This window comes from Rhizobium sp. ZW T2_16 (assembly GCF_044987325.1).
GTDB classification, from domain to species: Bacteria; Pseudomonadota; Alphaproteobacteria; order Rhizobiales; family Rhizobiaceae; genus Neorhizobium; species Neorhizobium cellulosilyticum.
The window spans coordinates 65,283-78,990 of record NZ_JBJDRG010000013.1 but is presented as its reverse complement, the minus strand read 5'-3'; the positions used below and the strand labels follow the sequence as shown (position 1 = coordinate 78,990).

The 13,708-nt window shown below is 60.4% G+C and carries 10 protein-coding genes; 3 read left to right on the top strand and 7 right to left on the bottom strand.

Features of this window, described 5'->3' with window-relative positions; genetic code table 11:
• Positions 1-26 precede the first annotated feature (26 nt).
• Both mmsA and mmsB read left to right on the top strand, forming a co-directional pair.
• Complete coding sequence (mmsA, locus tag ACI3K0_RS23025; RefSeq protein WP_404946320.1) at positions 27-1,586, top strand: multiple monosaccharide ABC transporter ATP-binding protein; 1,560 nt, start codon at positions 27-29, stop codon at positions 1,584-1,586.
• Positions 1,587-1,589: 3 nt separating this feature from the next.
• A complete protein-coding gene (mmsB, locus tag ACI3K0_RS23020) occupies positions 1,590-2,780 on the top strand; it encodes a multiple monosaccharide ABC transporter permease (protein ID WP_404946319.1) in 1,191 nt (396 codons plus the stop codon).
• 179 nt (positions 2,781-2,959) lie between these two features.
• Here mmsB and ACI3K0_RS23015 read toward each other — a convergent pair whose 3' ends face one another.
• From ACI3K0_RS23015 to ACI3K0_RS22985, 7 genes are read right to left on the bottom strand one after another with little or no spacing between them, the layout of a single operon-like run.
• Positions 2,960-4,921 carry a 3-hydroxyacyl-CoA dehydrogenase NAD-binding domain-containing protein gene (locus tag ACI3K0_RS23015; RefSeq protein ID WP_404946318.1) on the bottom strand — a complete coding sequence of 654 codons (1,962 nt, stop codon included), beginning with the start codon at positions 4,919-4,921 and terminating at the stop codon, positions 2,960-2,962.
• A gap of 4 nt (positions 4,922-4,925) precedes the next feature.
• Positions 4,926-5,321, bottom strand: coding sequence for a RidA family protein (locus ACI3K0_RS23010; protein WP_183829282.1), 396 nt, complete (start codon positions 5,319-5,321; stop codon positions 4,926-4,928).
• Positions 5,299-5,730, bottom strand: coding sequence for an acyl-CoA thioesterase (locus tag ACI3K0_RS23005; protein WP_404946317.1), 432 nt, complete (start codon positions 5,728-5,730; stop codon positions 5,299-5,301). Before ACI3K0_RS23005 ends, ACI3K0_RS23010 begins: the two co-directional genes overlap by 23 nt.
• 2 nt (positions 5,731-5,732) lie before the next feature.
• Positions 5,733-6,908, bottom strand: coding sequence for an acyl-CoA dehydrogenase family protein (locus ACI3K0_RS23000; protein ID WP_404946316.1), 1,176 nt, complete (start codon positions 6,906-6,908; stop codon positions 5,733-5,735).
• Positions 6,908-7,759: an enoyl-CoA hydratase family protein gene (locus ACI3K0_RS22995; protein WP_404946315.1), complete on the bottom strand. Its 852-nt coding sequence runs from the start codon at positions 7,757-7,759 to the stop codon at positions 6,908-6,910. Before ACI3K0_RS22995 ends, ACI3K0_RS23000 begins: the two co-directional genes overlap by 1 nt.
• Positions 7,756-8,550, bottom strand: a complete 795-nt coding sequence (locus ACI3K0_RS22990) for an SDR family NAD(P)-dependent oxidoreductase (RefSeq protein ID WP_404946314.1) — start codon at positions 8,548-8,550, stop codon at positions 7,756-7,758. The genes ACI3K0_RS22995 and ACI3K0_RS22990 overlap by 4 nt, the downstream gene beginning before the upstream one ends.
• A gap of 12 nt (positions 8,551-8,562) precedes the next feature.
• Positions 8,563-10,905: a bifunctional salicylyl-CoA 5-hydroxylase/oxidoreductase gene (locus ACI3K0_RS22985; protein WP_404946313.1), complete on the bottom strand. Its 2,343-nt coding sequence runs from the start codon at positions 10,903-10,905 to the stop codon at positions 8,563-8,565.
• A gap of 199 nt (positions 10,906-11,104) precedes the next feature.
• On the opposite strand from ACI3K0_RS22985, the gene mprF reads away from it, so the two are divergent.
• The gene (gene mprF, locus ACI3K0_RS22980) at positions 11,105-13,681 is read left to right on the top strand and encodes a bifunctional lysylphosphatidylglycerol flippase/synthetase MprF (protein ID WP_404946312.1); all 2,577 of its coding nucleotides are present in this window, start codon (positions 11,105-11,107) and stop codon (positions 13,679-13,681) included.
• Positions 13,682-13,708: the final 27 nt, after the last annotated feature.

The following is a 13,708-nucleotide window of genomic DNA, read 5'->3' as shown; positions in this document are numbered from 1 at the left end:
GCGGCCCCTTCATATTGGGAGTCGTCATGCTTGATCCCGTATTATCTGCGGCGGAAAAGCCGCCCATTCTCGAAATGCGGGGCATTTCGAAGAGTTTTGGCGCCGTGAAGGCGCTTTCCGATGTCAGCTTCACCGTCCGGGAAGGCGAGATTCATGCTCTCGTCGGCGAAAACGGTGCCGGCAAGTCGACGCTAATGAAGGTTCTGTCGGGTGTCTACCCGCACGGGTCCTACGAGGGATCGATCCTCTTCGGCGGCGAAGAACGCCAGTTCCGCGACATCAACGATTCCGAAAAGCTCGGCATCATCATCATTCACCAGGAGCTCGCGCTCATTCCGCTGATGTCGATCGCGGAAAACATCTTTCTGGCCAATGCACCATCCAAGTTCGGCGTGATTGATCGCGATGAGCGTTACATTCGCACAAAGGAACTGCTCGCCAAGGTAGGTCTGACCGAAGCACCGGAAACGCTGATCACCAATCTCGGCGTTGGCAAGCAGCAGCTCGTCGAGATCGCCAAGGCACTGTCGAAGGACGTGCGCCTGCTGATTCTCGATGAGCCTACCGCATCGCTCAACGAAACCGACAGTGCGGCCCTTCTGGAGCTGCTGAAGGAATTCCGCCGGCGCGGTATCACCTCGATCATGATCAGCCACAAGCTGAACGAGATCACCGAAGTCGCCGATCGCATCACGGTTCTGCGCGACGGCCGTACCGTCGGCACGCTCGATTGCCATGAAGGCGCGGTCGACGAGGACGAGATCGTGCGCCGCATGGTCGATCGCGATCTCGAAAGCCGGTATCCGGCCCGCGTGTCGAAAATCGGCGATGTGATCTTCGAAGTCGACAACTGGTCCGTCTACCATCCGCAGCATTCCAGCCGCCAGATGGTCAAGAACGTCTCGATAAAGGTCCGGGCCGGCGAGGTGGTCGGCATATCGGGCCTGATGGGGGCCGGCCGCACCGAGTTCGCCATGAGCGTGTTCGGCCGCACCTATGGCCGCGACATTACCGGAACCGTGAAGATCCACGGGAAAGAGGCCGATACGTCGAACGTTCACCGGGCGATCAAGGCAGGTCTGGCTTATGTTACCGAAGATCGCAAGCAGCTCGGGCTGATCCTTGCCGAAGACATCCGCAAGAATGTCTCGCTTGCTCATCTCGGCGGCGTCTCGTCCAATGGTGTCATCGACGACATCAGGGAAATGAAGGTGGCGCAGGAATTCCGCTCCCGCATGCGGATCCGCAGCCACAACGTCTATCAGGAAACCGGCAAGCTCTCGGGCGGCAACCAGCAGAAGGTGGTGCTGTCGAAATGGTTGTTCACCGGCCCCGACATCCTGATCCTCGACGAACCGACGCGCGGTATCGATGTCGGCGCGAAATACGAAATCTATTCGATCATCAACGAACTTGCGGATGCCGGTAAGGCTGTCGTCGTGATCTCGTCGGAAATGCCGGAACTGATCGGCACCTGCGACAGGATCATGGTCATGCACGAGGGAGAATTCGTCGGCGAAGTGGCCGGCGAAGAGGCCACGCAGGAAAATATCATGCGCGCCATCATGCGCCGCAAAGGGAGATAACCCATGAGCACCCCACAGGAAGCAGCAGTGGCTCCGAAAGCGGGCACCGGTTTCTGGAAGGACAATCTGCGCGATTACGGCATGCTGATCTCGCTCGTCGTCATCGTCATCTTCTTCCAGTTCGCCACCGGCGGCATTCTCTTGAAGCCGCTCAACGTCACCAATATCGTGCTGCAGAACGCCTATATCGTCATCATGGCGCTCGGCATGCTGATGATCATCGTTACCGGCCATATCGACCTTTCGGTCGGCTCAGTTGCCGGCTTCATCGGCGGGTTGGCGGGCCTTTTAATGGTCAGGTGGGGCATCAACCTGCCGCTCGCCATTCTGACCTGCCTCGTCGTCGGCGGCATTATCGGCGGTATTCAGGGCTATTTCGTTGCCTATTTCAAGATCCCATCCTTCATCGTGACGCTGGCGGGCATGCTCGTCTTCCGCGGCTTCATGATCGCCATTCTCGGCAGCCAGGCGATCGGCCCGTTCCCGCCGATCTTCCAGAAACTGTCCTCCGGCTATATGGTCGAGCTGATCTCGTCCGACGGCGGCATCTATGTGACCTCCTTCATCATTGGGCTGGCCGTTGCCGTTCTGATGGTCTGGCAGAATTTCCGCAGCCGCGCGCGCCGCGTTCTGCATGGCGTCGAAAGCGAACCGATGGGCTTCTTCGTCGCCAAGAACGTCCTCGTTTTTGCAGCGATCGCCTTCGTCGCCTACCTGATCTCGTCGCATCGCGGCCTGCCGAATGTGATGATCATCATGGCCGTGCTGATCGTCGCCTATGGCTTCTTCACCAACCGCACCATCCTCGGCCGGCAGATCTATGCCGTAGGCGGTAACGCCCGCGCGGCGGAACTGTCGGGTATCAAGACGACGCGTCTGGTGTTCTGGACCTTCGTCAACATGGGCGTGCTCGCGGCACTTGCCGGTCTCGTCGTTGCGGCACGCCTTAACAGCGCCACACCGAAGGCCGGCACCGGCTTCGAGCTCGACGTTATCGCCGCCTGCTTCATCGGCGGCGCATCCGCCTATGGCGGCGTCGGCAAGGTGACGGGTGCGGTAATCGGCGCATTCCTGATGGGCGTGATGAACAACGGCATGTCGATCCTCGGCATCGGCATCGATTACCAGCAGGTGATCAAGGGCCTGGTCCTGCTCGGCGCGGTCTGCGTCGATGTGTATAACCAGCGGCGGTGAGCCGGTTCGCATTTCCGAATTAGGAAAGGGGTGCTTTGGCGCCCCTTTCTCGTTTAGACGTGGCTTACAAAACTCCGTTTTCCTCGGGCTTGTCCCGAGGATCTGCAACGCTTCGATAACGTGCAACGTGGTTAGGTCCTCGGGACAAGCCCGAGGAAGACGCGAGAGGTAGGGGCCGTTCAGCCTTTGGCAAACATCGGCCCGCCTTTGTGAGCGGGAAAGCCGTAGCCGTTGATCATCACTAGATCGATGTCGCTTGCCCGGGCCGCGATGCCTTCTGCCAGTAGCGCCTCACCTTCCGTCGCCATGGCACCGAGCAGCCTTTGCCGGATTTCATCCTTCGAGAAACTGCGAGCCACAACGCTCTTCTTTGCCCGTTCTGCTTCGATAATCGCCATGACTTCGGGATCGACGGTTTTCCTGCCATCCGGATAAGCATACCACCCTCGGCCGGATTTCTGGCCCAGACGCCCGGCCTCGCACAGCCTGTCGGCGATCTCGACATAACGCTTGGATAGATCACGCATCGCTGCCTGACGCTTGCGGCGCGCCCAGGCGATTTCGAGACCTGCCATGTCATAGACGGCAAAAAGGCCCATCGGAAAACCATAATCCTCCAGCGCCGCATCGATCTCGTGCGGCAGCGCACCGTCTTCCAGCAAGAACTCTGCCTCGCGGCGATAGGCGGAGAATATGCGGTTGCCGATGAAACCTTCGGTGACACCGGTCACGACCGGCAGTTTTTTCAGCCTCTTCGCCACGGAAAGGCCGGTCGCCAGAACATCCGGTGCAGTCTCCCTGCAACGCACGACCTCGAGCAAGCGCATGACATGGGCGGGTGAGAAGAAATGCAGGCCGAGCACGCGCTCGGGATATGCGGTCGCTGAGGCGATCTCGTCCGGGTTCAGGTAGCTGGTGTTGGTGGCAAGAATGGCGTCCTGGCGGATTACCTTATCGAGGCGGCGGAAGAGGTCGATCTTGACGTCGAGATCGTCGAACACTGCTTCGATCACAAGGTCGCAAGGGGCAAGGTCGGCATCCGTTGCGGTGGCCGATAGCCGGGCCGTCTGAGTGTCGAAACCGGCCTGATCCAGCCGGCCAGAGGCAAGGTTGCGTTCCAGCAGGTCGGTGATCCGCTCGCGGCCTTTTTCGGCCGCCTCCGGTGTCTGGTCGAGGCCGATGACCGTGTAGCCTGCGCCGAGTGCCGCAACGGCGATACCGCTGCCCATCAGCCCCAGTCCGCAGATGCCGATCGTATTGACCGAACGCGCCTCGGCGCCTTCCAGTCCGGCAACCTTCGAGGCTTCCCGCTCGGCAAAGAAGACGTGCTGCAGCGCTGCTGCCTCGCGGCTGTCCCGCAAGGTGAGGAAGGTGGCGCGCTCATCCGCCAGCCCTTCGCCCAGCGGGCGATGCGATGATGCGATCAGCCGCACGGCTTCCGCCGGTGCCTTCTGTCCACGTGCCTTTGCAAGGAGTGTGCTTGATGCCTTTTCGATCTCCGCTGGATCGGCCGAAGTAATAGCCAGCTCACCCGTCCTGCGAAGTGGCGTACCCACCAGCTTTTGCGCGGCGTCGATGGCCACGTCGATAAGATCGGTCTCTGCCAGTTCATCCACGATGCCGAGCGACAGCGCCTCTCCGGCCCTGGCGATCCGTCCCGACGCAATAAGCTCCATCGCGGCCGGAATGCCGATAAGCCGCGGCAGGCGCTGAGTGCCACCTGCACCGGGTACGATGCCGAGCTTCACTTCGGGCAGGCCAAGCTGCGCCGTGGGGGAAGCGATGCGATAATGACAGGCCAGAGCCAGTTCCAGCCCGCCGCCGAGGGCAGCGCCATTCAGCGCCGCGACGACCGGTTTAGACAGGGCCTCGATCCGTTCGATCACGTCGGGCAGCGTCGGCTCGATAGCCGGCTTGCCGAATTCCTTTATGTCTGCGCCGCCGATGAAGGTCTTTCCCGCGCCGGTGATGACCATGCCGGAAATCGTGCCCTCGGCCTCGGCATGGGCAAGTGCCCGGGAAAGTCCGAGACGGACATCGGCCGAGGTGGCGTTGACCGGCGGATTGTCGATGGTGACGACCAGAATGCCGTTTCGGGTCGTTGCAGAAACCGTGGCGGAGAAGGGCGTCACTTCGCTCATGGCCTTATTCCGGCACGACGGCCGTCGCCTGGATCTCGATCTTGGCGCGATCTTCGACAAGCGCCACGACCTGCATCGCCGCCATGGCCGGGAAATGCTTGCCGATCACCTCGCGATACGCCTGGCCGATACCCTTCAGGTTGCCGAGATATTCGGCCTTGTCGGTGAAATACCAAGTCATGGTGGTGATGTGTTCTGGCTTGGCGCCGCCTGCGGCTAGCACTGCCACGATATTTTCCAGCGTCTGTTTCACTTGGCCGACGAAATCGTCGGTTTCGAACTGGCACTGAGCATTCCAGCCGATCTGCCCGCCGACGAAGATCTGGCGGCCGGTGGCGGAGACGCCGTTGGCGTAACCGATCGGTTTGGCCCAGCCTTCAGGCTGCAGAATGGTGTGCATCTTGTTTCTCCAAATGCTGTGTCAGCGCGGCGCGCAGATCATCCGGCCAGGTGCAGGCCTTGGTTGTTTCGTGAGAGGTGAGGACAAGCCTTTGCCGGGCCGTCCAGAGCAGGCGGTCGCCAGCGCGGACTTCGTGCTCAAGATCAAGCGAGCTGTTGCCGAGCCTTGCGAGTTTGAGGGTGAAATCCATCCGGTCGCCGTGGAAACCGGGATTGATGAAGGTGAGGTCCAGTGTGACGGTCGGAAAGCCGAGTTTTCGCTCGGTGATCATTTCTGGCCATGGAAACCCGAGGCTTTCGAAGAATTCCTCATAAACTCCGACCAGCATGTGCAGGTAGGAGGGAAAGTACGCGATGCCGGAGGGGTCGCAATCTCCGAAATTCAGCCGGCGCGTCGTCGTGTAAGCCATGGTCAAACCTTCAGCAATTCGCGGGCGATGATGAGTTTCTGCACTTCGGTCGCGCCTTCATAGATGCGCAGCGCCCGGATTTCCCGGTAGAGACTTTCGGTGATCTCGCCGACACGAACGCCGCGGCCGCCAAACATCTGCACTGCGCGGTCGATCACCTTCTGGGCATTTTCCGTGGCGACCATCTTTGCCATCGCCGCTTCCCTTGTGGTCGGCAGGCCCTGCACATCACGGCGCCACGCGGCGCGGTAGGTCAGCAGCGCTGCAGCATCAATGTCTGCCGCCATCTCGCCAAAGGCGGCCTGGGTCAGTTGCAGGTCGGACAGCGTATTGCCGAAGATTTTTCGCGATTTTGCATGGGCAAGTGCCTCATCCAGCGCGCGTCTGGCAAAGCCGACGGCCGCTGCCGCCACAGAGGCGCGAAAAATGTCGAGGGTGCGCATGGCGATCTTGAAGCCCTCGCCGGGGGCGCCGAGCAGGCGCGAGGCCGGGATGCGGCAATTGTCGAAACGGATCGTCGCCAGCGGATGTGGGGCGATCACGTTGATGCGCTCTGCGATAAAAAAACCGGGATCGTCGGCAAAGACGACAAAGGCGGAGATGCCGCGTGTACCGGGCGCTTCGCCGGTGCGGGCAAAAACCGTGTAGACATCGGCGATGCCGCCATTGGAGATCCAGGTTTTTTCGCCGTCGAGCACATAATGCTCACTATTTCTGCGGGCGGCGCAGGCCATGGCCGCGACATCTGACCCAGCATCCTTTTCCGAAAGAGCAAAGGCCGCGATCCATTCCCCGGACCGGGCTTTTGGCAGGACGGTGGCACGGAGTTCTTCCGAACCGGAAAGGCCGATCGCGCCGGTGCCGAGGCCCTGCATGGCGAAGGCAAAATCGGCCAGTCCGTCATGCCAGGCCAGCGTTTCACGCGTCAGGCATGCGGCACGGCTGTCTATCGGTGTCGTGCCGCCGGGGCCGGTTGCGGCATCCAGAAGGCCAGCCTCGCCCAGTGACCTGACGAGCGAACGGCAGGCCTTGTCTGTGTCGGCATGGTCGATATCGCCAAGCGCGCCGGAGGCTGCGAAGGCATCGAGCTTTTGCGCCAGCGCCTTGTGGCTGGCATCGAAAAAGGGCCAGTCGAGAAAATCGCGCGATGGGCCGGTGAGCGTCGAATGCACTGCCATCAGTTGCCCTCGAAAACCGGCTTGCGCTTTTCGGCAAAGGCTTCGAAAGCCCGGCGAAAATCCCTGGTCGCCATGCAGATCGCCTGAGCCTGGGCTTCGCTCTCGATCATTTCGTCGAGGCCCATGGCCCATTCTTGGTTCAGCATGGTTTTCGTCATCGTATGGGCAAACCACGGGCCGTCGGCCAGTGAGTGTGCGAGTTTCAGCGCTTCGGCCTCCAGCGTGTCCGCTGCGTGAAGGGCGTTATAGAACCCCCATGCATGTCCCTCATCGGCGGTCATCGAACGGCCGGTGAAGAGAAGCTCGGCGGCGCGGCCCTGGCCGATGATACGCGGCAGGATCCCGCAGGCGCCCATATCGGCACCGGCGAGGCCGACACGGGTGAAGAGGAAGGCGGTTTTCGCTTCCGGCGTTGCAAGCCTCAAGTCGGAGGCCATGGCGAGGATCGCGCCGGCACCGGCGCAGATGCCATCGACGGCAGCGACGATCGGCTGCGGGCATTTCTTCATTGCCTTGACCAGATCGCCGGTCATGCGGGTGAAGGCCAGAAGCTCGGGCATCGGCATTTTCGTCAACGGCTCGATGATCTCGAAGACATCGCCGCCGGAAGAGAAGTTTCCGCCGGCACCCGTCAGGACGATGGCACGGATATCGGACGCGTAGGCCAGATCGCGAAAGAGGTCGCGCAGCTCGGCATAGCTTTCGAAGGTCAGTGGATTCTTGCGCTCCGGCCGGTTGAGCCGGATCGTGCCGACACGACCGTCTTCGCTGACCTGCCAGACAAAGTGTCTGGCCTGATAATCCCGAAAAGGCTTCAGGTGCCCCGCCATCGAAACCGTTGCGTCGCTCATCCCGACAAAACCTCCCCACCGGCAACCGCGATTGCCTGTCCATTGATCGATTGGGCGGCGGGCGAAGCCAGCCACAGAACCGTGTCTGCGACTTCCTCCGGCTGCACCAGCCGCCCCTGCGGATTGTGTCTGGTGAATTCCTTCAATGCATCTTCCGGCGAACGGCCGGTCTTTGCCACGATCGTCTCGATCGAACGGGCGATCAGCGGCGTATCGGTAAAGCCGGGGCAGATGGCGTTGACGGTAATTTCGGTCTTGGCCAGTTCCAGCGCCAGCGCGCGGGTCAGGCCGACGACGCCATGTTTTGCCGCGACATAGGCCGAGACATAGGCGTAACCCGTCAACCCGGCGGTCGAGGCAATGTTGATGATGCGCGCACCTGCGCCATGGGCCTTCAGGTCGGGCAACACGGCCTGGGTCACCTGGAAGACGCCGGTCAGGTCCACCGCCATTACCCGGTTCCACATTTCGAGCGAGGTTTTTTCGAACGACGCGCTCGGGCCTTCGCCGGCATTGTTGACGAGGATGGTCACCGGCCCGAATTTTTTCCGCGCAGCATCGAGACCGGTGGCGATTGCGGCGGCGTCCGTCACGTCGAAGCCGGCAACCACGCAGACGCTGTCCGTGCCGAGTTCCAATGCCAGCGCTTCGAGCGGTTCTGCCCGCCGGCCTGCCAGCGTCACCCGTGCTCCGGCCTCGACCAATGCCTTTGCGATTGCGGCGCCGATGCCGGAACCGGCGCCGGTGACGAGTGCGTGGCCATTTGAAAGCCTGCCGGATGTACTGGTCATCGCATCTCGTCCCTATCTCGCGGCAATCGTCGGGCCGACCGGCGGCGGGGCGGCAGAGGCACGGGCAAGGCCCGTCTCGTATTGCGTCTTGCCGGAGAGATACTGTTTCGGCCACGCAATGTTGGTCAGGCCGATCTTCGCCGCTTCATGCAGAACCCAGGCGGGGTCGGCGAGATGCGGGCGGGCGACGGCGCAGAGGTCGGCGCGGCCGGCGGCGATGATCGAGTTTGCTTGATCGGCTTCGGAAATTGCGCCGACGGCGATGGTCGGAATGCCGATCTCGTTGCGGATCTTGTCGGAAAACGGCGTCTGGAACAGGCGGCCATAGACCGGCTTTTCTTCCTTCGACACCTGGCCGGACGAGCAGTCGATCAGGTCTGCGCCTGCTTGCTTGAACATTTTCGCAAAGATCGCGGCGTCTTCCGGCGTGTTGCCGCCATCGGCCCAGTCATGGCAGGAGAGGCGCACCGAGATCGGCTTGTCTGCCGGCCAGACTTCGCGGATTGCGGCAAAGACTTCCAGCGGATAGCGGGCGCGGTTCTCGTGGCTGCCGCCATAGTCATCGTTGCGGATGTTGGTCAGCGGCGAAAGGAAACTCGACAGAAGATAACCGTGGGCGCAGTGCAACTCCAGCCAGTCGGCGCCGGCCTCGGCGGCATATCTTGCGGCACTTACGTGGTCAGCCTTTACCCGGTCCATGTCGCCGCGATCCATCGCCTTCGGTACCTGGCTGTTTTTCAGATAGGGCAAGGCGGAGGCGGAGATCAGCGGCCATGCGCCGGTTTCCAGCGGCTGGTCGATGCCTTCCCATGCGAGTTTCGTTGCACCTTTTCGCCCCGCGTGTCCAAGCTGGATGCCGACCTTGGCTTCCGAATTGGCATGGACGAAATCGACAAAACGCTTCCAGCTCATCGCCTGTTCGTCGTTCCAGAGGCCGAGGCAGCCGGGGGTGATGCGGGCATCGGGCGAAACGCAGGTCATTTCGGCAAAGACGAGGCCAGCGCCACCGAGCGCGCGGGAACCGAGATGGACGAGGTGGAAATCGTCGAGCAACCCGTCCTTTGCCGAATACATCGCCATCGGCGACATGACGATGCGGTTCGGCAGGTCGGTGCCACGCAGCGAATAGGGGGTGAACATCGGCGGCAGGGTGCGGCCGTTGCCCTGCACTTCGATGCCGTTTCTTTCCGCGAACCAGCGCTCATAGCCTTCGAGCCACACCGGATCGCGCAGGCGCAGGTTCTCGTGGCTGATGCGTTGCGAGCGGGTCAGCATGGAATACATGAATTGCGGCGGCTCCAGCGTCTCGGCATAACGCTCACTCACGACTTCGAACCATTCCATCGCATTGCGTGCCGCGTTCTGGATACGGGCGACATCGATGCGGCGGATATCCTCATAGGTCTTCAAAACCTGCGGGATTGCATCCTTCGAATGGCCGAGCCGGTTGAACTGGTTGGTTAGTTCGATCGCGTCGTCGATTGCAAGCTTGGTGCCGGAGCCGATGGCGAAATGGGCTGTGTGGGCAGCGTCGCCCATCAGCACGACATGGGAATTGCCGTTGAAATGGCTCCACTTGCCGCAGATCAGCCGGTTGAAATTCAGCCATGCCGAACCGCGCAGGTGCCGCGCATTGGTCATCAACTCGGCGCCTTCCAGCACTTCGGAAAAGAGCCCTTGGCAGAAGTCTATCGAGCCCTGCTGGTCCATCTGACCGAGGTTGTGCTTTTCGTAGGCCTCTTCGGTCGTTTCGACGATGAAGGTCGAGGTATTGTCGTCGAACTTGTAGATATGCGCCTGGAACCAGCCGTGATCCGTCTTGCGGAAATCGAAGGTGAAGGCATCGAAGAGCTTGTTGGTGCCGAGCCAGATATAGCGGTTCGGGCGCACGGCGAGATCCGGCTCGAAGACTTCCGGATAACGATTGCGGATCTTCGAGTTGAAGCCATCGGAGGCGATAATCAGATCGGCATCTGGGTAGTCGGTGTCACCATCGGAATCGGTTTCGAACACCAGTTCGACGCCAAGCGCCTCGCAGCGACGCTGCAGGATGTTCAGGAGCTTCTTGCGGCCGATGCCGACAAAGCCGTGGCCGGAGGTGCGCTGGCGGGTGCCCTTGAACAGAAGCTCGATATCGTCCCAGTGGTTGAAGGCATCCTCGATTTCGGCTGCACTCTCCGGATCCCAGGCACGCATCGACACCATGGTAGCGTCTGAAAAGACCACGCCCCAACCGAATGTGTCATAGGGCCGATTGCGCTCTACAACCGCAACCGAGTGCTCGGGATGAAACTTCTTCATCAACAGGGCGAAATAGAGCCCAGCCGGGCCGCCACCGATGCAGACGATGCGCATGAATATCTCCCGAAGTTCCCGTGTGTAGTTATTTTAAGTTTAAACTATATGGGCCGCGCAGAATCCGTCAAGCGATATTAAGAAGCATATGATAGGAGCGGTTGCGCAAATCAGCGGATGACACACTTAAGCCGTGATCCAGTTGCTTTTCGCACCGCGTTTTCAGATCTTATCGCTTGTCTTCGGGGCAAAGCAGACCATGGCGTCCAACAGTTCTAGCAGTTACGTCCGCGATTTTTTCCAGGCCCATCGCGGCTTGTTCGTTTCCTTCATCGTGCTTCTGGTCTTCGGTTTCACCGCTCTGGCTATTTACGAGCTGACGACAGAAGTCAGTTATGACGAGGTGATCGAGGCGCTGGTCTCGACCTCGTGGTCGTCGATCGCACTTGCTGTGTTCTTCACCGGCCTCAGCTTCGCAGCGCTGGTCGGATATGATCTCAATGCCCTGACCTATATCGGCCGCAAGCTGCCGACGGTACCAGTGGCGATGACGGCCTTCAGCGCCTATGCTGTGGGCAATACGGCAGGTTTCGGTGCGCTGAGCGGCGGTGCCATCCGGTTTCGCGGTTATTCGCGGTTAGGTCTTTCGCCGGAAGATATCGGCCGTGTCATCGCGTTTGTCACTTTCGCTTTCGGCATTGGCCTTTTGTCGGTCACGGCACTTGCCTGTCTTGTTACTGCCCCGCGGGTCGGCCAGATCATCGGTGTCAGCGATACGGCAATCCGCATCATCGCCCTGATCATCATCGTCGGCCTGAGCATACTGGTTTTCATCGGTCGTGACGGGCGCACAATCTCAATCGGAAAGGTGCATCTGAGGCTTCCCGACAGCCGCACGTCGTCGCAGCAATTTCTCGTCACTGCACTCGATATCGCTGCATCCGCGTCCGTGCTTTACGTTCTTCTGCCTCAGACCACTATCGGCTGGCCGTCTTTTCTGGCGATTTACGCGACTGCCGTAGGTGCCGGCGTTCTCAGCCACGTTCCGGCTGGGCTGGGCGTTTTCGAGACAATTATCGTTGCCGCTCTCGGCAACACCGTCGATATCGATCAGGTTCTTGGCAGCCTCGTCCTCTATCGCGTCATCTATCACGTCCTGCCCCTGCTGATCGCGACGCTTTTCGTCATCTTTCTCGAAGCGCGGCAGTTGTCGAAACATCCGGTCGCTTCCACATTGCGAAAGCTTGAGTTTCGGCTGGCGCCTCTCCTGCTTTCCGCCTTCGCGCTGATCGCTGGTGCGATGCTGGTTCTTTCGAGCGTCACGCCGACGCCGGATTCCAACCTCAATTTCCTTGGCAGCTACATGCCGCTGCCGTTGGTTGAAAGCGCGCATTTTCTCTCCAGTATTATCGGCATCTTGCTCTTCGTCAGCGCTCGCGGATTGGCGCAGAGGCTGGATGGCGCATGGTGGACAGCAGTCCTCTGCACGGCACTCGGTCTTTTGTTCTCGCTGCTCAAGGCGCTCGCACTTTTCGAAGCTGTGTTCCTGACGGTGCTCCTGGCCGGGCTTTTGCTCAGCGCCCGACAATTCAACCGCCCGGCCTCGATGCTGCGCCAGGCGCTGACGCCGCCATGGATCGTGGCTATGTTGATCCTCGTCGCTGCTGCCACCACGATCCTGTTTTTCGTCTATCGTGAGGTCGATTACAGTCGCGATCTCTGGTGGCGGTTCGAATTCTCTGCCGAGGCACCGCGAGGTCTGCGCGCTATGCTCGGCATAGCCATCGTCGCTGCGGTCGTTTCGATCTTCAGCCTGTTACGGCCTGCCGTGAAGCGATCGGACCTGTCGACCGCGGAAGAACTGACACAGGCGACAAATATCGCTATGGCCCAGGATTTCGCGGACGCCAACCTCGTTCGCATGGGTGACAAGCGGTTGATGTTTTCCGCGAGCGGCAATGCATTCATCATGTATGGCATCCAGGGCCGTTCCTGGATCGCGCTTTTTGATCCGATCGGTCCAAGTGACGAGATCGCCGAATTGGTCTGGCGTTTCGTCGAAGAGGCGAGAACCGGTGGTGGGCGTGCCGTCTTCTATCAGATTTCGCCTGATCTTCTCGCCTATTGCACAGATGCCGGTATGCGCGCCTTCCGGCTGGGCGAACTTGCCGTCGTAGATCTTGCGGGTTTCGAATTGAAGGGCAGCCGGCTATCCGGCCTCCGGCAAGCGATCAACAAGGGTGTGCGCGAAGGGCTCGAATTCGAGATGCTGCAGCCGCATGAGGTTGCCAACCAGCTCGAGGCCCTGCGTGGCGTGTCCGAGAGTTGGCTCGACGAACACAATACGCGCGAAAAGACCTTTTCGCTCGGCGCTTTCCGCGATGACTACGTGCTGTCGCAACCGGTTGGCATTCTGCGCAAGGAGGGCCGGATCGTCGCGTTTGCAACGCTTGCCGTCACCGATACCAAACAGGAAGGAACGGTAGACCTGATGCGGTTTGCACCGGATGCGCCGAAAGGATCGATGGATTTTCTGTTCGTGCGGATCATGGAGCATCTGCGCGATGCTGGCTTCAAGGAATTCAATCTCGGCATGGCGCCGCTTTCCGGCATGGCGCAGCGCGAAGCGGCACCCGCCTGGGACCGGATCGGCAGCGTCATTTTCGAACACGGCGAGCGGTTTTATAACTTCAAGGGTCTGAAGGCCTTCAAATCAAAGTTTCACCCTCGCTGGGAACCGCGCTATCTTGCCGTTTCCGGCATCGGTCCGGCTGTCGCCATGATGGATGCGACGCTTTTGATCGGTGGTGGGTTGAGAGGAGTAGTGGGTAAATGAGAATGCGTCTTGCTACACTGTTTACGC

What these genes read in the sequence shown, in the direction of transcription:
- mmsA (WP_404946320.1), top strand. Translation starts at nt 27, where the DNA reads ATGCTTGATCCCGTATTATCTGCGGCGGAAAAGCCGCCCATTCTCGAA.
- mmsB (WP_404946319.1), top strand. Translation starts at nt 1,590, where the DNA reads ATGAGCACCCCACAGGAAGCAGCAGTGGCTCCGAAAGCGGGCACCGGT.
- ACI3K0_RS23015 (WP_404946318.1), bottom strand. Translation starts at nt 4,921, where the DNA reads ATGAGCGAAGTGACGCCCTTCTCCGCCACGGTTTCTGCAACGACCCGA.
- ACI3K0_RS23010 (WP_183829282.1), bottom strand. Translation starts at nt 5,321, where the DNA reads ATGCACACCATTCTGCAGCCTGAAGGCTGGGCCAAACCGATCGGTTAC.
- ACI3K0_RS23005 (WP_404946317.1), bottom strand. Translation starts at nt 5,730, where the DNA reads ATGGCTTACACGACGACGCGCCGGCTGAATTTCGGAGATTGCGACCCC.
- ACI3K0_RS23000 (WP_404946316.1), bottom strand. Translation starts at nt 6,908, where the DNA reads ATGGCAGTGCATTCGACGCTCACCGGCCCATCGCGCGATTTTCTCGAC.
- ACI3K0_RS22995 (WP_404946315.1), bottom strand. Translation starts at nt 7,759, where the DNA reads ATGAGCGACGCAACGGTTTCGATGGCGGGGCACCTGAAGCCTTTTCGG.
- ACI3K0_RS22990 (WP_404946314.1), bottom strand. Translation starts at nt 8,550, where the DNA reads ATGACCAGTACATCCGGCAGGCTTTCAAATGGCCACGCACTCGTCACC.
- ACI3K0_RS22985 (WP_404946313.1), bottom strand. Translation starts at nt 10,905, where the DNA reads ATGCGCATCGTCTGCATCGGTGGCGGCCCGGCTGGGCTCTATTTCGCC.
- mprF (WP_404946312.1), top strand. Translation starts at nt 11,105, where the DNA reads ATGGCGTCCAACAGTTCTAGCAGTTACGTCCGCGATTTTTTCCAGGCC.